Consider the following 18,916-nt stretch of genomic DNA (forward strand, 5'->3'; position numbering starts at 1 on the left):
CATGCAAGCCCCTCGCTCAGCGGCAATCACGCCGCGCTACCGTCCCGTGACCTTCGGCGTGCGTCGTGTGAGCGTGCGCGAAGGCGCCGCGGGCGTCCGCTACATCGAGGCGACGGAGCCGCTCAAGGAATACGCTGAGCGCATCACCGACCGCCTGATGCACTGGGCGCACGTGGCGCCCGATCGCACTTTCGTGGCGCGTCGCGCGCAGCTTCCTGACGGGAGCACCGGGGAATGGCGGCACCTCAGCTATGCGCAGGCGCTGCAGGATGCACGGCGCATCGGGCAGGCTCTGCTGAACCGTGGGCTGAACGCCGAGCGGCCGGTCATGATCCTGAGCGAGAACAGCCTGGAGCATGCCCAGTTGTCGTTGGCATGCATCTACGCCGGAATCCCCTACTGCCCCGTATCGCCTGCCTATTCCATCGTCAGTCAGGACTACGACAAGCTGCGACACATTTTCGAGACGCTCACTCCAGGACTCGTCTTCGCGAGCGATGCCGCGCGCTTCGGCCGGGCAATCGCCGCAGTCGCGCCTGCGGACGTCGAAATCGTGCTGCAGCAGGGCCATGGCGGCGCGGCGGACGTCGGTGCGGCTTCACCCGATCTGGCCGGCCGCAAGATCACCACTTTCGACAGCCTGCTGGCCACACCGGCCACGCACGCGGTGGACAAGGCCATGGAAGCGACCGGGCCGGACACGATCACGAAGTTTCTATTCACCTCGGGCTCGACCAAGATGCCCAAGGCCGTCATCAACACGCAGCGCATGTGGTGCGCCAATCAGGTCCAGATCGCGCAATCGATGCCCTCGCTGGCCGAAGAACCGCCGGTGCTGGTCGACTGGCTGCCGTGGAACCACACCTTCGGCAGCAATCACAACGTCGGCATCACGATCTATCACGGGGGCACGCTCTACATCGATGACGGCAAGCCCACGCCGGCACTGATGGGAGAAACGCTGCGCAACCTGCGCGAGATCGCCCCCACCGTCTATTTCAACGTGCCGACCGGCTTCGAGGCCATCGCCCACGCCATGAAAGAAGATGCGCAGCTTCGCAAGACGCTGCTGTCGCGCGTGCGCATGTTCTTTTATTCCGGCGCCGCGCTGGCGCAGCCCGTCTGGGACCTGCTGCACGAAATCCAGGAAGCGGAGATCGGCGAGCGCATCGTGATGGCAACCGGCCTCGGCATGACCGAATCGGGCCCTTCGGCGATGTTCATCAACAGCCCCGACGTGCGCGCAGGCGATGTCGGCGTGCCGACGCCGGGCATGACGCTCAAGCTGGTCGACGTCGACGGCAAGGTGGAGGTGCGCTATCGCGGACCGAACGTCACGCCCGGCTACTGGCGAGCCCCTGAAGCAACGCGCGAAGCTTTCGATGAAGAAGGTTTCCTGTGCACGGGTGACGCGGTTCAGTGGATCGACGATGCAGACATCCACCGCGGCTTGCGCTTCGATGGCCGCATCGCGGAAGACTTCAAGCTCGCCACCGGCACCTTCGTCAGCGTGGGACCGCTGCGGGCCCGGATCAGCGCGGCCGGGGCGCCCTACGTACAGGACGTGGTGCTGACCGGCATCAACCTGAAGGAAGTCGGCGCGCTCATCTTTCCGACGCAGGCGGTGCGGCAACTCTCGGGCCTTCCGGAGGGCGCTTCCATGAAGGATGTCGTCGAAAGCGCACCCGTGCAGGCGCGGTTCCAGGAACTTCTGGACACGCTCGCCGCCGCGAGTACCGGCAGCGCCAACCGCATCGCGCGCGCGCACATCGTTTCCGAGCCGCCATCGATCGACAAGGGAGAAGTGACCGACAAGGGCTCCATCAACCAGCGCGCCGTGCTGAAGCATCGCGCCGCATTGGCCGAGGCCTTGCACAACGACACCTTGCCCTTCACGCTCAAACCCCGCTAAATCACCCAAGGACCACCCAAGGAGACAACCGCCATGAACATCCAAGGACAAGCAGCACTCGTCACCGGTGGGGCATCCGGCCTCGGTGAAGCCACCGCACGCGAACTCGCGCGGCTGGGCGCGAAGGTGGCTGTGCTCGACGTCAACGCCGCTCTCGCCGAAAAAGTTGCGGCCGAAATCGGCGGCATCGCCTGCGTCTGCGACATCACGCAAGCCGACAGCGTCACGGCGGCCCTCGACAAGGCCGAGGCTGCGCACGGCCCTGCTCGTATCCTCATGAACGTCGCGGGCATCGGCAGCGCCAAGCGCATCGTCGGCAAGGACGGCAATCCCGCACCGCTCGAAGACTTCGTGCGAGTGGTCAACGTCAATCTCATCGGCGCCTACAACATCAGCCGGCTCTACGCAGCGCGCTGCGCCAAGCTCGACCCGGTCGAAGGCGGCGAGCGTGGCGTGATGATGTTCACCGCATCGGTGGCGGCCTTCGACGGCCAGGTGGGCCAGCAGGCCTACAGCGCGTCAAAAGGTGGATTGGTCGGCATGACGCTGCCGATGGCGCGTGATCTTGCGCAGCACGGCATCCGCGTTTGCACCATCGCACCGGGGCTTTTCGCGACCCCGCTGCTCAAGGAACTGCCGGAACCGGTCCAGCAATCGCTCGCGGCTTCGATCCCCTTCCCGCCGCGCCTGGGCAAACCCTCGGAGTTCGCCGAACTGGCATGCCATATCGTGACCAACGGGCACCTGAACGGCGAAGTAATCCGCCTGGACGGCGCGCTTCGCATGGCCCCACGCTGACCAAGTCCCGAGTTTTTGTTAGCTACCCAAGGAGACAGTCCTCATGAACTTCAAGAAAGCAACCCTCGCTGCCGCGCTCGTGCTCGGCCTCTTCGGCGCCGCGCATGCTGACCTCACGGTCGGTGTCGTGCTGCCGCTCACCGGCCCGGCTTCGGGCCTGGGTATTCCGATGAAGAACCAGATCGCGCTGTGGCCGAAGACCATTGCGGGCGAAAACCTCAAGGTCGTCATGCTCGACGATGCGACCGATCCGACCACCGGCGTCAAGGACACCCAGCGCCTGGTGACGGAAGACAAGGTCGACGTCATCATCGGCTCGGCGGCTACGCCGGTGGCGATTCCGATGGCCGACGTGGCTGCGGAATCGGGCACGGTGCAACTCGCCGCATCGCCAGCAGGCCTGCCCCCCGGCAAGGACAAGTGGACTTTCCGCCTGCCGCAGTCGAACGACGTCATGGCCTACGCCGTGGTGCAGCACATGAAGGCACAGAAGATCAAGACGATCGGCTTCCTGGGCTACACCGACGCCTATGGCGAACTGTGGCTCAAGGCGCTGACTGCCGAAGCCGAGAAGAACGGCATGAAGATCGTCGCCGCTGAGCGCTTCGGCCGCGCCGACACCAGCGTCACCGCCCAGGTGCTCAAGCTCACGTCGGCCAACCCCGACGCCATCCTGATCGTCGCCTCGGGCAGCGGCGCCGGCATGCCGCAGAAGGCAGTGATGGAGCGCGGCTACAAGGGCAAGGTCTACCAGACGCACGCCGCCGCCACGCAGGATCTGATGCGCACCGCCGGCAAGGACGCCGAAGGCACCTTCGTTGTCTCGGGCCCCGCCACCGTCGCCGAGCAGCTGCCCGACAACCATCCGTCGAAGCAGGCAGCGGTCGCATTCGTTCAGCAGTACGAGAAGGCCTATGGCCCGGGCTCGCGCAACCAGTTCGCGGGCCACGGCGCCGACGCGCTCACGGTGCTCGAAAAGGCAGTTCCGATCGCGCTCAAGAAGGGCAAGCCCGGCACGCCTGAATTCCGCGCCGCGCTGCGCGATGCCATGGAGACCATGGGTCGCACCGTGCTCGCGCATGGCGTGCTCAACTGGACGCCCGACAACCACTGGGGCTACACGAACGAAACCGGCGTGATGCTCAAGGTGGTGAACGGCCAGTTCAAGGTCGACGCGCAACCCTGATCACGGACGAACTCGAGCGCAAGCCCCGCCATGGATTTCTCAATAGCCAGCATCCTGACGCTGGACGGACTCACGAACGGGGCGGTCTATGCGCTTCTCGGCATGGGCATCGTGCTCGTGTTCACCGTCACACGCGTCATCTTCATCCCACAGGGTGAGTTCGTCGCTTACGGCGCACTCACGCTGGCGATCTTCCAGACGGGCAAGGTGCCTGGCACGGTTTGGCTGCTGCTGATCCTTGCCGGAGTCGCCGCGCTCATGGACCTGGCGAGCACCTGGCGGCACCGCGGGCGGCTCGCGCCCGCTCTGGTGGCGGCTGTGCGCACGTTTGCCGTGCCTGCCGTCATCTGCGCCATCTCCGCATGGGCCGCGCCGCGCCAGCTTCCGCTTGCATTGCAGGCGCTGCTGACGATCTGCATCGTCACGGCGTATGGCCCGCTGGTCTATCGCGTCGCCTACCAGTCTCTCGCAGGCGCGAGTTCGCTCGTGCTGCTCATTGTCTCGGTCGGCGTGCACTTCGCGATGACTGGCCTCGGGCTGCTTTTCTTCGGCGCCGAAGGCTTTCGCAATCCGCCGTTCTGGGACGAGCGCTTTGCCATCGGGCCGCTCAATGTCAATGGCCAGGCGGTGATCATCTTCATCGCGTCTGCTGCCCTCATCGTGATGCTGTGGCTGTACTTCGAGCGCACCCTGTATGGCAAGGCGCTGCGGGCCACGGCCGTGAACCGCCTCGGCGCGCGCCTGATGGGCATTTCCACGCAGACCGCGGGGCAGCTCACCTTCGCGATGGCCGCATTGATCGGTGCGCTCTCTGGCTTGCTGATCGGACCGACGACGACGATCTTCTACGACTCGGGCTTTTTGATCGGGCTCAAGGGCTTCGTGGCTGGCGTCATCGCCGGGCTCGCGAGCTATCCCGGTGCGCTGATCGGCGCATTGGGGGTGGGCGTCATCGAATCCTTCGGCTCGTTCTGGGCCAGCTCGTTCAAGGAAGTGATCGTGTTCACCATCATCCTGCCGGTATTGCTCTGGCGTTCGCTGCGCAGCGGCCACTCGGATGAGGACCACTGATGAAAGCTCTCCCCCAGGCTTGCCCACTTCGTGTGGCCGCCACCCCCCGTCCGGGGGCAACCCCTGCGGCCCGGCAGAGCCGGTTCCGCGGGGTTTTTGGCCTCGGGCGCACCACTTGCGTCGCGGGCCAAGTCATCGCTTAGTGGAAAACTGATATGCAAGCTACGCTCAATCCACCGGCGACCGAGGCACCTCGCAAGAGCGGGCTGCGCACGTGGGGCCCTCTCGCGCTAGTCGTGTTCCTCGCGGTGCTGCCGCTGCTGCCGCTGCCGAATTTCTGGATCATCCAGCTCAATTACATCGGCATCTACACCCTGCCGGTGCTCGGGCTGGTGCTGCTCACCGGTGTAGGCGGGCTCACGTCCTTCGGGCAAGCAGCCTTCGTCGGCATCGGTGCCTACACAACCGCCTACCTGAGCGTGAACTACGGGCTGTCTCCCTGGCTCACGCTGTTCATCGGGCTTGCGCTCACGGGACTAAGCGCCGCGATCATCGGCGGCATCACGCTGCGGATGTCCGGGCATTACCTGCCGCTGGCGACCATTGCGTGGGCGCTCTCGCTGTATTACCTGATGGGCAATCTTGAGGCCCTCGGCAAGTACGACGGCATCCTGGGCGTCAAGGGTCTCACTCTCTTCGGCATCGAAGTTGGTCAGCAGCGGGTTTTCTATGCAGTGACCTGGACCTTTGCCCTGCTCGCGACTTTCGCGGTGATCCGCCTGCTTGATTCGCGCAGCGGCCGCGCCATTCGCGCGCTCGCGGGCGGTTCGCAAATGGCTGAAGCCATGGGCGTGAACACGCTGCGGCACAAGGTCGGCATTTTTGTGCTGGCCGCGATGCTGGCTTCGATCTCCGGCTGGCTCTTTGCGCACTTCCAGCGCACGGTCAACCCGTCGCCCTTCGGCATCAAGATGGGCATCGAGTACCTGTTCATGGTGGTGCTCGGTGGCGCGGCGCATGTCTGGGGCGCGATGGCGGGCGCCGGCGTGGTCAAGCTGCTCGAAGATCAGTTGCAGGTGCTGCTACCCAAGCTCATCGGCACGAGCGGAAGCTACGAGCTCATCGTGTTCGGCATCATGATCGTGCTGGTCCTCAAGTACCTGCCCGATGGGCTCTGGGACTTCGTCGACCGGCGCCTGCCGCGTGCGCCACGCCCCATCGACTGGAACGGCGCTGCGGATCTGCCGGCACGAACGAAGCCGGCCGCTGGCGACGTGGTGCTCGATGTCCAATCGATCCGCAAGACCTTCGGCGGCCTGGTGGCGGTGAACGACATCAGCTTCCAGACCCGCGCGGGCCAGATCGTCGGCCTGATCGGCCCCAATGGTGCTGGCAAGTCCACGACTTTCAACCTGGTGACGGGCGTGCTGAGCCTCACGAGCGGCGCGGTGAAATTTCGCGGCGAGGCCATCGGCGGGCTCTCGTCGCGGGCCATCGCCCAGCGCGGCGTCTCTCGCACTTTCCAGCACGTCAAGATGGTTCCGGACATGACGGTGCTGGAGAACGTCGCACTCGGCGGGCATCTGCGCGGCCACAAGGGCGCGGTTGCGGCGATGCTGCATGCCGATCGCGCCGAAGAACGCCAACTATTTCGTGAAGCCGAACGGCAACTGCAGCGCGTCGGCATGGGCGACTACCTGCAGGAACTCGCCGGCAATCTCGCGATGGGTCAGCAGCGCCTGCTTGAAATCGCCCGCGCGCTGTGCGCCGATCCGGCGTTGCTGCTGCTGGACGAACCCGCTGCCGGCCTGCGCCACAAGGAGAAGCAGGCGCTCGCCGATGTGCTGCGGACCTTGCGTGGCGAGGGCATGAGCATCCTGCTGGTCGAGCACGACATGGATCTCGTGATGGACATCTGCGACCACATCGTGGTGATGGAATTCGGTACTCACCTGATGGAAGGCACGCCGGCGGAAGTGCAGCAGAGCCCCAAGGTGCGCGCGGCCTATCTCGGAACGGAACACTGACATGACGACGCCCCTTCTGAGAATCAAGGACCTGCGCGCCGGCTATGGCCGCGCCGAGGTGCTGCACGGCATCGACCTGCAGGCGGGCGAAGGCAGCGTGGTGACCGTGATCGGCCCGAACGGCGCTGGCAAATCCACCTTGCTCAATGCGCTGATGGGCGTGCTGCCTTCCAAGGGAAGCATCGAGTTTCGTGGCCAGGCCATTGGTGGCCTGTCGCTCGAGGAACGCGTGATGCTCGGCGTCGCGCTGGTGCCCGAGAAGCGCGAACTCTTCGGCACGATGCCGGTGGAAGACAACCTCGTGCTCGGCGGTTTCCGTCAGGTGCGCCTCGGCAATCGCCAGTGGCGTGATCGCATCGACGAGGTCTACACCATCTTCCCGCGCCTGAAGGAGCGTCGCGCTCAACTCGCGGGCACGCTCTCGGGCGGCGAAAGGCAGATGCTGGCGGTGGGCCGCGCGCTGATGTCGCGGCCAGCGCTGCTGATGCTCGACGAACCCAGCCTCGGCCTGGCGCCGCTCGTGGTGCAGGAGATCTTCCGCACCGTGACCGCGCTGCGCCAGACGGGCGTGACGATCCTCCTTGTCGAGCAGAACGCACGCGCAGCCCTCGAAGTCGCGGATCACGGGTACGTGCTCGAGATGGGCAGCGTGAGCGTCGAAGGCGAAGCGCGCCAACTCGCCGGCGATTCGCGTGTGATCGACACCTATCTTGGCGCCAAGCGCGCCTGAGAACCGCGGCGCAAACCAGCGCCATAGCCGGAGACGCATGATGGATGCACGAAAAGGCCTGTCGATCTGCGCGATCGCACTCGCTTGCGCCCTATTGGCAGCCGCCTGCGCGAGCCCGGGGCACCCTGGTCGTGCCTTGCCGCAGCTCACCTCCGCAAAGCCCGGCGCGCTGTTGTCGTGCGCCGACTTGGCGAACAAGGCTGCAATGCAAGGAACGGTCTATACGCAAGTCACGTCGGTCCCAGCCGGCGCGCTCACTGTCGGCAATGCCACGGTACCCGCGCCCGCTCATTGCCTGGTGCAGGGCCGCATGAACGATCGGGTCAGTCCGGTCGACGGCAATCGATATGCAATCGGCTTCGAGATGCGCCTCCCGCTCGAATGGAACGGCCGCTTTTTCTACCAGGCGAACGGCGGGCTCGACGGTGTCGTGATTCCGGCCGTCGGCGGCATTGGTGGCGGTGGGCCCACGAGCACTGCGCTACAGATGGGATTCGCCGTCATCAGCTCGGATGCGGGGCATGCAGGTTCTCTCGGCCCGCGCTTCGGCATCGACCTGCAAGCACGGCTCGACTACGGCTACAACGCGGTCGCACAGCTCACCCCCATGGCCAAGAACCTGATCGCGAAGGCATATGGCCGCGGACCGGATCGCTCGTATTTCGGCGGATGCTCGAACGGCGGCCGGCACGCGATGGTCGCAGCTGCACGGTCGCCAGGCCAATACGACGGCATCATCGCCGGTGACCCGGGCTACAACCTGCCTCGGGCCGCTGTCGCGCAGCTCTATGGCGCACAGCAGTACGCAAAGGTGGCCGCTGCGACGTCCGCAGGCCAGCCCGATCTGCAGACCGCTTTCACGCCTGCGGAACTGAAGCTGGTTGCAGACCGTGTACTGGCGCGCTGCGATGCGCTGGATGGGCTTGCGGATGGAATCGTCGCTGACGTGAAGTCATGCAAATCGCGCTTTCACCTCGAAAACGACGTACCCACGTGCATCGGCGCCCGAGACGGGCAATGTCTCACCAGCGCGCAGAAGACCGTGTTGTCCAGCGTGTTTGCCGGTGCACACAACAGTTTCGGAAAACCGATCTACAACACCTTTCCGTTCGATGCCGGAATCAGCGGGAGCAACTGGCGCGAGTGGAAGTTTGCCAGTCCGGCAACCCGCGACGCCGGCGCGGTCGCCTTCATCTTCGCGTCGCCGCCGATGGCGGATCGCCCGGCCGGACTGCCCTTCGCGCTCGGCTTCGACATGGATACGGACGCACCCACCATCTACGCGAGCAGCGGCATCTACAGCGAATCGGCCATGTCCTTCATGCCGCCGCCAGAGCCGGACAACCTTGCGGTACTGCGCGAGCGCGGCGCCAAACTGATCGTCTATCACGGCACGAGCGACCCGGTGTTTTCGTCCGACGACACGGCCGAGTGGTACGAGCGACTGCAGGTGGCGAACGGCGGAGATGCCTCGGCCTTCGCGCGCTACTTTCCCGTGCCCGGAATGAACCATTGCGCCGGTGGTCCGGCCACCGACCAGTTCGACATGCTGACGGCGCTGGTGGGCTGGGTCGAGCAAGGCCAGGCGCCCGCGCGGGTAGTTGCGAGCGCGCGCGGCCCTGGCGCCGCGACGGCTAATCCCGAAGCGCCAGCCGGATGGTCGCCGCACCGTACGCGTCCACTGTGCCCCTATCCGCAGGTTGCGGCCTACACGGGCGGCGACATCGAAACCGCCGCCAGCTTTGCATGCCGCGCGCCTGCCCATTGAAGACATCGCCATGAACTACCAGCCACGCCCCGACGATGTGGGCTTCGTTTTGAACGCCGTACTGGGTGCCGTTCCGCGGTTGGGCGCCCTGCCGCCCTTTGCAGAATTCGACCTTGCGCTGCAAACGCAAGTGCTCGACGAAGCCGGCAAGTTCGTCGCCGAAGTCATCGCGCCGCTGAACCGTGGTGGCGATGAAATCGGCTGCCGCATGGTCGATGGTCAGGTCGTCACGCCGCCGGGGTTCCGCGACGCCTATCGCGCCTTTGTCGAGGCCGGCTGGCCTGCACTCTCAGCCGCGGCTGAAGACGGCGGACAGGGCTTGCCTGCCGTGCTCGAAGCGGTGCTCTTCGAATGGCTGAGTGCCGCGAACCACGGCCTCACGATGGCGCCAGGGCTATTGCACGGCGCATACGAGTGCCTCAAGCATCACGGCAGCGACGAGTTGAAGCAACGCTATCTCTCGAAGATCGCCACCGGCGAATGGCTGGCCACGATGTGCCTGACCGAAGCCCATGCAGGCAGCGATCTGGGTCAGGTGCGCACGCGCGCAGTGCCCGTTCTGGACGGTAGCTTCCTGGTGTCGGGCAGCAAGATTTTCATTTCCGGCGGCGATCACGATCTCTCGGACAACATCGTTCACCTGGTGCTCTGCCGCCTGCCCGACGCGCCGGCAGGGCCGAAGGGCCTGTCGCTGGTGCTGGTGCCAAAGGTCCTGCCCGACGGATCGCGCAATGGCGTTCATTGCGAGCGCATCGAGGAAAAGATGGGCCTGCACGGCAGCTCGACCTGCGTCATGCGCTTCGATGAAGCCATAGGCTGGATGATCGGAAATGCGAACCGAGGTCTCGCCGCGATGTTCGTCATGATGAACGCGGCGCGCCTGCATGTCGCATTGCAGGGGATCGGCCTGCTTGATGCGGCCTGGCAGAAGGCGGATGCCTATGCACACGAGCGGCGGCAAATGCGCGCGCCTGGCCCCGCGCCGGTCAGCCGCGGCGACGAACCATCGGACCTGGTCGCTGAACATCCGGCCATTCGCCGCATCCTCGACACCCAGCGTGCCTGGATCGACGGGGCGCGCCTGATCGCCTATCGCACCGCCGTGCAACTCGACGTCGCGCGCCACGACGCAGATCCCAAGGCACGCGAACGCGCACAGCGCTGGTGTGCGCTCATCACGCCCGTCCTCAAGGCTGCCTGCACGCAGCAGGCCTTCTACGGCGCAAGCGAATGCCTGCAGGTGTTCGGCGGGCATGGTTATGTGCGCGAATGGGGTATCGAGCAAATCGTGCGTGATTCTCGCGTGACCATGATCTACGAAGGCACCAACGAGATCCAGGCTATCGACCTGCTGGTGCGCAAGGTGCTCGCCGATGGCGGCGCGGGGATGTCGGCGCTGCTGGTCGAATTGCGTGACGAGCTGGAAGCGGCCCGCGAAGTCGATGCCGACGTGCAGCGAAGGCTGGCGCAGCTTCGTTATCTCACGACCACCATCGCCATGGCGGCGCAGGCTGACACCACGTTGTCCTACGAGGTGGCCGATGACTATCTGAGGATCGTCATGCTCACCCTGCTGGCATGGGCATGGGCTCGCATCGAAAGCGCTTCGCCCGACGACGCTCGCTGGTCCGCTTCGGCGGCGGCGTTCCGTCGCTGGGTGTTGCCGGAATTCGAGATGCGCCTCGGGATCGTCAAGCGCGCCTGCGAAGCGGTCACCGCGCGAGTTGTCGCCTGAGAATCGCCACTCGAAGCTCGAAGACAGTTACGCTTGCGCCATGGCAGTTTCCCGAAAGAAGCCCACTTCCGACATCCATGCCCGTGCCCACGCTCAGCGGCCTGACACACTGGATATCCGAATGCTAGAGACACTCGTCGGCTACAACGCTCGGCGCGCATGGCTGGTCGTGAGCCAAGTGTTCGCGGAGCGCATGGCAGCCTATGGACTGAAGCAGGTCGACTTTTCGGTCCTGTCGCTCATCGCGCACAATCCCGGCGCCACTTCGAGGCAGTTGTGTTCGACGCTCGACATCCTGCCGCCCAACCTGGTGAGCCTCATTGCTGCGATGGACAGCCGCGGGCTCATCGAGCGCAGGCCGCATCCGCATGACGGCCGCGCCATCGGCCTTTACCTCACGCCGGCCGGCGAAGACCTGATTCGCGAGGCAGAGCAAACGGTCATGCAACTCGAAGCTGACGCCAGCGCACGGCTCACCCCCCGCGAGCGCGAAACGCTGATCCGGTTGCTCCAGAAGATCTACCACTAGCCGCAGCCGCGAGCCACAGCGCCCGTGCAGGCCTAGAAGCGTTCCGTCAGGCGCAGCACGTCGTAGGCCGCGTCAGCGATCAATGAAGGATTCGGGTAGTAGAGCTCGCCATTGAACTCATGACGCGAAAACGCCGATCGCGCCTGGATATAGCGAGTCCGCGCCGATTGAAATGCCTGTCGCCGCCAACTGGGCTGCAGCGATTCAATGCGTGACCAGTGCGCGGGCGTCAATGTAGGGCTTTGCGGATTCGGCGCCGTGCGCTCCAGCAGCAGAAGTTCGCGCGCCTCGCGCATCAGTGGATCAAGCTCTCGATACCTGTCTCGCCGACGCGCAAGCACGTTGGACAGAAACGTTGCGGCAAACAAGCTGAGCAGGGCCAGACCGATTCCAAAATCGATGGTGATCATTCAGTCAGAGAGGAAGTCGGTGGCAGGAGCTTGTCACCAGAATTTCCACCAGGGCGTGGAAGCGCGACTCGATGGTGCGGGCGGCAGAGTTTGCAGCCCGGTATCGCGGATCCTGCGGCGCTGCTCGGCCTCGAGGGCCTGCGCCATGCGATGGGCGAGCTGGTCGCCCTGCATCGCGCGCAGCCGCCATCCCGATGCGAGGTTATGAAGCTCTTCATCCTCGAGAGATCCGGGCGACTGCGACGGGGCGGACATGCCGAAATTCTGCACATGCCCGAGCCGCGCCGCAATCGTAGAGGTTTGCATTACATCGGCAGCCCGATACCCCCGGCGGACCGCCTACTTCATCGCGCTCCGCACGACGGCGGGAAGCGCTCCCCCCGCCGTCAGACGCGCTCGAGGATGACCGCGATGCCTTGCCCGACGCCGATGCACATCGTGCATAGCGCGTAGCGACCGCCGCCCTTGTGAAGTTGGTTCACAGCCGTCGTTGCGAGCCGCGCGCCGCTGGCGCCGAGCGGGTGGCCCAGCGCGATCGCGCCGCCGTTGATATTCACACGCGCATCGTCGTCCTTGAGGCCCAGGAGCCGCAATACGGCCAGCCCTTGTGCGGCGAAAGCTTCGTTGAGTTCGATCACGTCGATCTGGTCGATCTTGAGGCCCGTCAGCTTGAGCACCTTCTCGGTCGCAGGCGCCGGGCCGATGCCCATGATGCGCGGCGGCACGCCGGCCGTCGCCATGCCGACCACGCGAGCGCGCGGCTTGAGACCGTACTTGGCAGCACTGGCTTCGTCAGCGAGCAGCAACGCGGCCGCGCCATCGTTCACGCCGCTGGCGTTGCCGGCGGTCACGGTGCCGTCAGGGCGCACGACGCCCTTGAGCTTGGCCAAGGCTTCCAGGCTGGTGTCGCGCGGATGCTCGTCCTTCGAGACGATGATCGGATCGCCCTTCTTCTGCGCGACCGTGACCGGCACGATCTCGGCGTCGAAGAAGCCTGACTTCTGCGCGGCAATGGCACGCTGCTGCGAGGCGAGCGCCATCCGGTCCTGCGCTTCGCGCTCGATCTTGTAGTCGGTTGCGACGTTCTCGGCCGTCTCGGGCATGGAATCCACGCCGTACTGCGCCTTCATCAGCTTGTTGACGAAGCGCCAGCCGATGGTGGTGTCATACACCGCGTTCGCGCGGCTGAAGGCACTCTCGGCCTTCGGCATCACGAAAGGCGCTCGGCTCATGCTTTCGACGCCGCCGGCGATCATCAGGCCCGCCTCGCCGGCCTTGATGGCGCGCGCCGCGCTGCCGAGCGCATCGAGGCCCGATCCGCACAGGCGGTTGATCGTGGCGCCGCCGAGTTCGAGCGGCAAGCCCGCCAGCAGCGCCGACATGCGCGCCACGTTGCGGTTGTCCTCGCCGGCCTGGTTGGCGCAGCCATAGAGCACGTCGGTGACGGCTTGCCAATCGACGTTCTTGTTGCGCTCCATGAGCGCCTTGAGCGGCACGGCGCCGAGATCGTCGGCGCGCACGCTGGCGAGCGAACCGCCGTAGCGGCCAAAGGGGGTGCGAACGGCGTCGCAGATGAAGGCTTGGTTGGTCATGATGATGTGTCTCTTCGTCGATTCAGATGGCGATCGGCAGGCCGACCAGTTTTTCGAGTTCGACATGCTCCAGGCCGTCGACCTTGTCGATCAGCTTCAGCCCCGTCGGCGTGCATTCGAGGGTAGCGAGATCGGAATACACCCGCTTGACACAACCGATGCCAGTCAGCGGGTAGGTGCACTTTTCGACGATCTTGCTCTCGCCCTTCTTGGTGAGCAGATCCATCATGACCCATGTCTGCTTGGCGCCGATGGCAAGGTCCATTGCCCCGCCGACCGCCGGGATGGCACCTTGCTCTCCGGTGCTCCAGTTCGCGAGATCGCCGGTCGACGAGACTTGGAATGCGCCCAGCACGCAGATGTCGAGATGGCCGCCGCGCATCATCGCAAAGCTGTCGGCATGGTGAAAGTACGCGCCGCCGGGCAGCAGCGTGACCGGCTGCTTGCCGGCATTGATCAGGTCATAGTCTTCCTGGCCTTCAGCAGGCGCCGGGCCCATGCCCAGGATGCCGTTTTCGCTGTGCAGGATGACTTCACGGCCGGCGGGCAGGTGATTGGCGACCAGCGTGGGCTGACCGATGCCCAGATTGACGACGGCCCCGTCGAAGATGTCCTGCGCGACGCGCGCTGCGAGCTGGTCCTTGGTGCGGCGTTGGTAGTTGCTCATGGTCATGCTGCCTTCTTGAAGCCGCCGGCCTCGGTGGCGACGCGCTCGATCTTGACGATCCGGTTGACGAAGATGCCCGGCGTGACGATGGTCTCGGGGTCCATTTCGCCGAGCTCGGCGATCTCGTGCACGGTGGCGATCGTCCGGTCGGCTGCCATGGCCATCACCGGGCCGAAGTTGCGCGCGGCCTTGCGATACACGAGGTTGCCCCAACGGTCTCCCTTCTCGGCCTTGATCAATGCCACGTCACCGCGAATGGGGTATTCGAGCACGTACTGCTTGCCGTCGATTTCGCGCGTTTCGCGGTCGCCTGCCAGTTGCGTGCCATAACCCGTGGGGCAGAAGAAGGCGCCAACGCCAGCTCCCGCGGCACGGATGCGCTCGGCCAGATTGCCCTGCGGCACGAGTTCCAGTTCGAGCTTGCCGGAGCGATAGAGCTCGTCGAACACGTAGCTGTCGGCCTGGCGGGGGAAGCTGCAGATGATCTTGCGAACGCGTCCGGCCTTCAGGAGAGCCGCAAGGCCGGCTTCGGCGTTGCCAGCGTTGTTGTTGACGACGGTGAGGTCCTTGGCCCCTTGTTCGATCAGGCCGTCGATGAGCTCGTTGGGAATGCCGGCGGTGCCGAAGCCGCCGATCAGCACTGTGGCGCCATCCTGGATGCCGGCCATGGCATCAGCGATCGAAGGCGCGATCTTGTTGATCATGAATTCTGTCTCCGGGGAAGAAAAAGAAGCCGAATGAAAGGTCGAACGCGCCGGCTGCGATTTTTTGCCAATTTGTTCGATACGCGAACAGTTGTTCGTATAATGAATTCTAGAGAAGATCACCACCCATGGCAACCCATCGGAAACACCCCGTTGCACCCGCACCCGGCGACAGCTACGTGCAGTCCTTCGCACGCGGTCTCCAGGTTATTCGTTCGTTCAGCGCCAACACGTCGCGTCAGACGCTCAGCGAAGTTGCCGCCGCGAGCGGACTCACCCGCGCGGGGGCGCGCCGCATCCTGCTCACACTACAGACGCTCGGGTATGTCCACAGCGACGGAAAGCATTTCACACTCACGCCGCGCATCCTGGACCTGGGCTTTGCCTACCTGTCGTCGATGCCGATCTGGAACCGCGCCGAGCCGGTGATGGAAGCGCTCGTGCAGCAGGTGCAGGAGTCCTGCTCGGCGGCCGTGCTCGACGCCACCGATATCGTCTACGTTCTGCGCGTGCCCACGCACAAGATCATGCGCATCAGCCTCGGAGTGGGCTCTCGCCTGCCGGCCTACTGCACCTCGATGGGCCGCCTCCTGCTCGCAGACCTCGAAGACCAGGAAATCCGGGACAGGCTCGCCGCCTCCACGCGCGAGGCTTTCACCAAGCACACGCTGACTGACGTGGACGCACTTTTCGCGAAGGTACTTCAGGCGCGGAAGCAGGGATGGTGCCTCGTCAACCAGGAGCTCGAAGAAGGACTGGTTTCGATCGCAGCGCCCATCGTGGATCGCGCAGGCCGCGCGGTCGCGGCGCTCAACATCAGCGGCCAGGCCAACCGGACGAGCGCAAAGGTGATGCAGGACACCATGCTGCCGGGGCTGCTCGCCTCGGCCGCGGAGATATCGCGGCTTCTCTGAGGCCCTCTGAAGCCCCGGTCAGGCGTCTGACCGAATGCCTCGCATCAGAATCACGCCGCCCAGCTGTGCGGTGTCGCTGCGCATGCGGTAGCCCAGCGCCCGCGGGGTACCGCCTTGCGCCTGCCATCCTGCGGCGAGCAAGCGCGCCTTTACATCCGGCGACCGAACGACCTCCGCCAGCGCCGCGTTCAGCTTGGCGACCGCTGTCTGCGGAAGCGTCGCAGGCGCAGCGAGTGCGGTCCAGATCTCGAGATCCGCGCCCCGGACATTGGCTTCACGCAAGGTCGGCAATTCGGCAAACAGCGGGCTTCGATCGGACGAAGTCACGCCCACGGCCTTCAGCTTGCCTGATTTCACATGCGGCTTGGCCAGCCCCGGCGGCAGAAGCGCCAGTTGAATCTGCCCCGCAAGCATCGCGTTGATGACCTGAGGATTGCCGGTGAAGGGCACGTGCTGCGCGGTGATGTTGGTTCGGCTCTTGAGCAGTTCCATGCCCAGGTGGCCCACCGTCCCGACCCCGGGAGTCCCATACTTTCCCGCGCTGCTGAGGTTGCGCGCCCATAGGAGCAACTCCTCGGCGTTGGTGCCGGCAGCGTCGCCTGAAACGGCGAGTACCAGAGGCGCAGTGCCGATCAGGCTCACCGGCGCGAAGTCCTTCTCCGGATCGAACGGGGTGTTGGGGTTCAGGAGCTTTGCGATCGTGAGATTGCCGTTGATCAGCGCGCCGATGGTGTGGTCGTCACGCGCCTTTGCCACCTGATCGGCTGCGAGGTTGCCGCTCGAACCCGGCCGGTTTTCCACCAGCACAGGTTGCCCGAGAAGCTTCGAGAGCGGTTCCGCCACCGCGCGCGCTGCAAGGTCCGGCGAAGCACCGGCCGGAAATCCGACGAGGATGCGGATGGGCTTCGAGGGCCAAACGGGCGGCGCGGCCAGACTCGGCGCGGTGCGCGTGCGGGAAGCGTCGTCCGCCCATGCGCCGGTCGTACAGAGCGATGCTGCAAAGGTCTGCAGGAGGCGGCGTTTGGTGATCATCGAATGGCGGGTTAATCGAGTTACAGAACGTTACGCGAGCTCGCTCCCGTATGCAAGTCAGCCCAAATGCTTCGTTTCGCCAGGGTCGCCCTGAGAATTCAACCTTTCACTGAAGTCAACACAGCCATGCCCGACATCGCAGTCTTTGGCAGTCTCAATATGGATCTGGTCGTCCGCGTGCCGCGCATTCCGGCGGCAGGAGAAACCCTGCACGCGCATTCATTCATGACCACACCTGGCGGCAAGGGCGCCAATCAGGCAGTCGCCTGCGCGCGACAGGGCGCGAAGGTCGCCATGATCGGCCGGGTGGGCGATGACGACTTCGGCATGGCTTTGAAGGCGTCCATGTCCAGCGACGGCATCGACGTGACCCACGTCGCCACGGCCGCCGCCTCGACGGGGGTGGCGCTGATCATGGTGGACGACAGCGCTCAGAACCGCATCTCCCTGATTTCGGGCGCCAACGCTTGCGTGAATGCCGAAGACGCGCGGCGATGGGCATTGGATTTCGCGCCCGCGAAACTCCTGTTGCTTCAACTCGAGGTCCCCATGGAGGCCGCTTCAGACGCAGCAGCACTCGCGCATGGGGCCGGTGTGACGGTGGTGCTGAACCCTGCACCGGCCCGTCAGTTGCCTGATTCGCTGCTTCAGCAAGTGGGCATCCTCGTGCTGAATGAAACCGAGGCCACCCTCCTGAGCGGCATCGCCGTGAAGGATCTGGGCAGCGCCGCGCGCGCGGCCAAGGTGTTGCTTGAGCGAGGGCCCGTCCACGTGATCCTCACGATGGGCGCCGAGGGCGTCATCGCTTGCGACGCTGCAGGTTGCCGGCACTTCGAGGCACTCGAGGTGAATGCCATCGACACCACGGCCGCCGGCGACACCTTCATCGGCGCGCTGTGCGCCGCACTCGCGAGAGGCGACGCGATCGACGCGGGCATCGCCCTGGGCATCCAGGCGGCGGCCGTGTGCGTGACCCGAGCCGGCGCCCAGGCTTCCATTCCGTACCGGCACGAACTCTCGGGGCTGCCGCCGGTAGGCCGTCCCAGGACGGTCATCCCTTCTTAAATGCCCGGCTTGACCGCCGTGAATTCCGAGAAGATGCCAAGTTCGGCATTGCGCTTCACGTCGACGAAGCCGGCCATGCGCAGTGCGTCCATCACGGATGCCGGTGCGATACAGGCCTCGATCGTGTCCCAGTAATAGCGCCAGAGTTCGGCCGTATCGTGCTGGTGCGCCACGACCTTGGCGATGACGGGTACGACGCCCCGCATGTACGCCTTGAGCACGGCAGTGCCGATGCGACCGCTGGGCTTGCTGATTTCGAGAACCAGCAGCCGGCCACCCGGCCTCAGCACACGAAAGAACTCCGCGAAGGCCGCATTCACGTCCGCAATATGGCGCAGCGCGTACCCCATGCTGATGAAATCGCTGCTCGCATCAGGGCGAGGCAATGCCTCCGCGCGCCCGCGAACGAGTTCCACGCCTGGCAACTTCACTTCTCCCATCATCCCGGGGCTTGGATCGACACCGACCAGCCTGCCTTGGGGACCAATGAGGGTGAGCGCTTCGCGCGCGACCAGCCCGGTGCCGATGCCGACGTCCAGCACCTCCGCGCCTTTGGAAAGGCCTGCCCGCTGGAGCGCCGAACGCCGATACCAAGGGCCCGAGCCCAGCGCCAGCACACGCTCGATCCGGTCGTAGTCGGGCGCCGTGTCATCGAAGATGCGGCGAAGGAACTGCTGATGCTCGGCTTCGTCCCCGTAATAGGCAGGCAGCGGGACGTGAGGCGCGAGCACCTCGGCCGGCAAGTCGGCTTCCTCCTTGCGCCCGCCATGACGACCCTGGTGTTCAGCAGATTGCACGTTCGCGGTTTCCATGACTTCGGGTCCTCCTTCGAATCC

The 18,916-nt window shown here is 65.1% G+C and carries 18 protein-coding genes; 11 read left to right on the plus strand and 7 right to left on the minus strand.

Going from position 1 to position 18,916, the window contains the following annotated elements:
* The first annotated feature begins 1 nt into the window (after position 1).
* From AC1DEK_RS08435 to AC1DEK_RS08475, 9 genes are all read left to right on the plus strand, one after another.
* Complete coding sequence (locus AC1DEK_RS08435) at positions 2–1,912, plus strand: feruloyl-CoA synthase (protein ID WP_478124776.1); 1,911 nt, start codon at positions 2–4, stop codon at positions 1,910–1,912.
* A 33-nt stretch (positions 1,913–1,945) separates the two neighbouring features.
* Positions 1,946–2,710 carry an SDR family NAD(P)-dependent oxidoreductase gene (locus AC1DEK_RS08440; protein ID WP_478124777.1) on the plus strand — a complete coding sequence of 255 codons (765 nt, stop codon included), beginning with the start codon at positions 1,946–1,948 and terminating at the stop codon, positions 2,708–2,710.
* Positions 2,711–2,753: 43 nt separating this feature from the next.
* A complete protein-coding gene (locus AC1DEK_RS08445) occupies positions 2,754–3,896 on the plus strand; it encodes an ABC transporter substrate-binding protein (protein WP_478124778.1) in 1,143 nt (380 codons plus the stop codon).
* 30 nt (positions 3,897–3,926) lie between these two features.
* The gene (locus AC1DEK_RS08450; RefSeq protein ID WP_478124779.1) at positions 3,927–4,967 is read left to right on the plus strand and encodes a branched-chain amino acid ABC transporter permease; all 1,041 of its coding nucleotides are present in this window, start codon (positions 3,927–3,929) and stop codon (positions 4,965–4,967) included.
* A gap of 155 nt (positions 4,968–5,122) precedes the next feature.
* Positions 5,123–6,934: a branched-chain amino acid ABC transporter ATP-binding protein/permease gene (locus AC1DEK_RS08455; protein ID WP_478124780.1), complete on the plus strand. Its 1,812-nt coding sequence runs from the start codon at positions 5,123–5,125 to the stop codon at positions 6,932–6,934.
* A 1-nt stretch (position 6,935) separates the two neighbouring features.
* Positions 6,936–7,664 carry an ABC transporter ATP-binding protein gene (locus tag AC1DEK_RS08460; RefSeq protein ID WP_478124781.1) on the plus strand — a complete coding sequence of 243 codons (729 nt, stop codon included), beginning with the start codon at positions 6,936–6,938 and terminating at the stop codon, positions 7,662–7,664.
* 40 nt (positions 7,665–7,704) lie between these two features.
* On the plus strand, positions 7,705–9,432 hold the full coding sequence (locus tag AC1DEK_RS08465; RefSeq protein WP_478124782.1) for a tannase/feruloyl esterase family alpha/beta hydrolase: 1,728 nt from the start codon (positions 7,705–7,707) through the stop codon (positions 9,430–9,432).
* Between the two features lie 10 nt (positions 9,433–9,442).
* On the plus strand, positions 9,443–11,167 hold the full coding sequence (locus AC1DEK_RS08470; RefSeq protein ID WP_478124783.1) for an acyl-CoA dehydrogenase family protein: 1,725 nt from the start codon (positions 9,443–9,445) through the stop codon (positions 11,165–11,167).
* A gap of 121 nt (positions 11,168–11,288) precedes the next feature.
* Positions 11,289–11,696 carry a MarR family winged helix-turn-helix transcriptional regulator gene (locus tag AC1DEK_RS08475; RefSeq protein WP_478124784.1) on the plus strand — a complete coding sequence of 136 codons (408 nt, stop codon included), beginning with the start codon at positions 11,289–11,291 and terminating at the stop codon, positions 11,694–11,696.
* Between the two features lie 32 nt (positions 11,697–11,728).
* Here AC1DEK_RS08475 and AC1DEK_RS08480 read toward each other — a convergent pair whose 3' ends face one another.
* From AC1DEK_RS08480 to AC1DEK_RS08500, 5 genes are all read right to left on the minus strand, one after another.
* Positions 11,729–12,106, minus strand: coding sequence for a hypothetical protein (locus AC1DEK_RS08480; RefSeq protein WP_478124785.1), 378 nt, complete (start codon positions 12,104–12,106; stop codon positions 11,729–11,731).
* 33 nt (positions 12,107–12,139) lie between these two features.
* Positions 12,140–12,361, minus strand: a complete 222-nt coding sequence (locus AC1DEK_RS08485) for a hypothetical protein (RefSeq protein WP_478124786.1) — start codon at positions 12,359–12,361, stop codon at positions 12,140–12,142.
* Positions 12,362–12,492: 131 nt separating this feature from the next.
* Positions 12,493–13,698: a 3-oxoadipyl-CoA thiolase gene (gene pcaF, locus AC1DEK_RS08490; RefSeq protein WP_478124787.1), complete on the minus strand. Its 1,206-nt coding sequence runs from the start codon at positions 13,696–13,698 to the stop codon at positions 12,493–12,495.
* A gap of 22 nt (positions 13,699–13,720) precedes the next feature.
* The gene (locus AC1DEK_RS08495) at positions 13,721–14,365 is read right to left on the minus strand and encodes a 3-oxoacid CoA-transferase subunit B (RefSeq protein ID WP_478125273.1); all 645 of its coding nucleotides are present in this window, start codon (positions 14,363–14,365) and stop codon (positions 13,721–13,723) included.
* Between the two features lie 2 nt (positions 14,366–14,367).
* On the minus strand, positions 14,368–15,069 hold the full coding sequence (locus AC1DEK_RS08500) for a 3-oxoacid CoA-transferase subunit A (RefSeq protein ID WP_478124788.1): 702 nt from the start codon (positions 15,067–15,069) through the stop codon (positions 14,368–14,370).
* 128 nt (positions 15,070–15,197) lie between these two features.
* Here AC1DEK_RS08500 and AC1DEK_RS08505 point away from each other — a divergent pair, with 128 nt between their 5' ends.
* Entirely contained in the window at positions 15,198–15,983 is a 786-nt protein-coding gene (locus tag AC1DEK_RS08505) for an IclR family transcriptional regulator domain-containing protein (RefSeq protein WP_478124789.1), read from the plus strand.
* An 18-nt stretch (positions 15,984–16,001) separates the two neighbouring features.
* Here the strand turns inward: AC1DEK_RS08505 and AC1DEK_RS08510 are convergent, their stop codons facing one another.
* Positions 16,002–17,015, minus strand: coding sequence for a Bug family tripartite tricarboxylate transporter substrate binding protein (locus AC1DEK_RS08510; RefSeq protein WP_478124790.1), 1,014 nt, complete (start codon positions 17,013–17,015; stop codon positions 16,002–16,004).
* A gap of 126 nt (positions 17,016–17,141) precedes the next feature.
* Here AC1DEK_RS08510 and rbsK point away from each other — a divergent pair, with 126 nt between their 5' ends.
* Positions 17,142–18,080 carry a ribokinase gene (gene rbsK / locus AC1DEK_RS08515; protein WP_478124791.1) on the plus strand — a complete coding sequence of 313 codons (939 nt, stop codon included), beginning with the start codon at positions 17,142–17,144 and terminating at the stop codon, positions 18,078–18,080.
* Here the strand turns inward: rbsK and AC1DEK_RS08520 are convergent.
* Positions 18,077–18,892, minus strand: coding sequence for a class I SAM-dependent methyltransferase (locus AC1DEK_RS08520; protein ID WP_478124792.1), 816 nt, complete (start codon positions 18,890–18,892; stop codon positions 18,077–18,079). The two genes, rbsK and AC1DEK_RS08520, sit on opposite strands and share 4 nt — an antisense overlap.
* Positions 18,893–18,916 lie beyond the last annotated feature (24 nt).

Source organism: Variovorax sp. 10N420 (assembly GCF_056394705.1).

Bases quoted from the DNA above. Each gene is read 5' to 3' on its own strand.
- AC1DEK_RS08465 (WP_478124782.1), top strand. From the start codon at position 7,705: ATGGATGCACGAAAAGGCCTGTCGATCTGCGCGATCGCACTCGCTTGC.
- AC1DEK_RS08450 (WP_478124779.1), top strand. From the start codon at position 3,927: ATGGATTTCTCAATAGCCAGCATCCTGACGCTGGACGGACTCACGAAC.
- AC1DEK_RS08470 (WP_478124783.1), top strand. From the start codon at position 9,443: ATGAACTACCAGCCACGCCCCGACGATGTGGGCTTCGTTTTGAACGCC.
- AC1DEK_RS08505 (WP_478124789.1), top strand. From the start codon at position 15,198: ATGGCAACCCATCGGAAACACCCCGTTGCACCCGCACCCGGCGACAGC.
- AC1DEK_RS08510 (WP_478124790.1), bottom strand. From the start codon at position 17,015: ATGATCACCAAACGCCGCCTCCTGCAGACCTTTGCAGCATCGCTCTGT.
- pcaF (WP_478124787.1), bottom strand. From the start codon at position 13,698: ATGACCAACCAAGCCTTCATCTGCGACGCCGTTCGCACCCCCTTTGGC.
- AC1DEK_RS08460 (WP_478124781.1), top strand. From the start codon at position 6,936: ATGACGACGCCCCTTCTGAGAATCAAGGACCTGCGCGCCGGCTATGGC.
- rbsK (WP_478124791.1), top strand. From the start codon at position 17,142: ATGCCCGACATCGCAGTCTTTGGCAGTCTCAATATGGATCTGGTCGTC.
- AC1DEK_RS08440 (WP_478124777.1), top strand. From the start codon at position 1,946: ATGAACATCCAAGGACAAGCAGCACTCGTCACCGGTGGGGCATCCGGC.
- AC1DEK_RS08500 (WP_478124788.1), bottom strand. From the start codon at position 15,069: ATGATCAACAAGATCGCGCCTTCGATCGCTGATGCCATGGCCGGCATC.
- AC1DEK_RS08480 (WP_478124785.1), bottom strand. From the start codon at position 12,106: ATGATCACCATCGATTTTGGAATCGGTCTGGCCCTGCTCAGCTTGTTT.
- AC1DEK_RS08485 (WP_478124786.1), bottom strand. From the start codon at position 12,361: ATGTCCGCCCCGTCGCAGTCGCCCGGATCTCTCGAGGATGAAGAGCTT.
- AC1DEK_RS08520 (WP_478124792.1), bottom strand. From the start codon at position 18,892: ATGGAAACCGCGAACGTGCAATCTGCTGAACACCAGGGTCGTCATGGC.
- AC1DEK_RS08455 (WP_478124780.1), top strand. From the start codon at position 5,123: ATGCAAGCTACGCTCAATCCACCGGCGACCGAGGCACCTCGCAAGAGC.
- AC1DEK_RS08435 (WP_478124776.1), top strand. From the start codon at position 2: ATGCAAGCCCCTCGCTCAGCGGCAATCACGCCGCGCTACCGTCCCGTG.
- AC1DEK_RS08445 (WP_478124778.1), top strand. From the start codon at position 2,754: ATGAACTTCAAGAAAGCAACCCTCGCTGCCGCGCTCGTGCTCGGCCTC.
- AC1DEK_RS08475 (WP_478124784.1), top strand. From the start codon at position 11,289: ATGCTAGAGACACTCGTCGGCTACAACGCTCGGCGCGCATGGCTGGTC.
- AC1DEK_RS08495 (WP_478125273.1), bottom strand. From the start codon at position 14,365: ATGAGCAACTACCAACGCCGCACCAAGGACCAGCTCGCAGCGCGCGTC.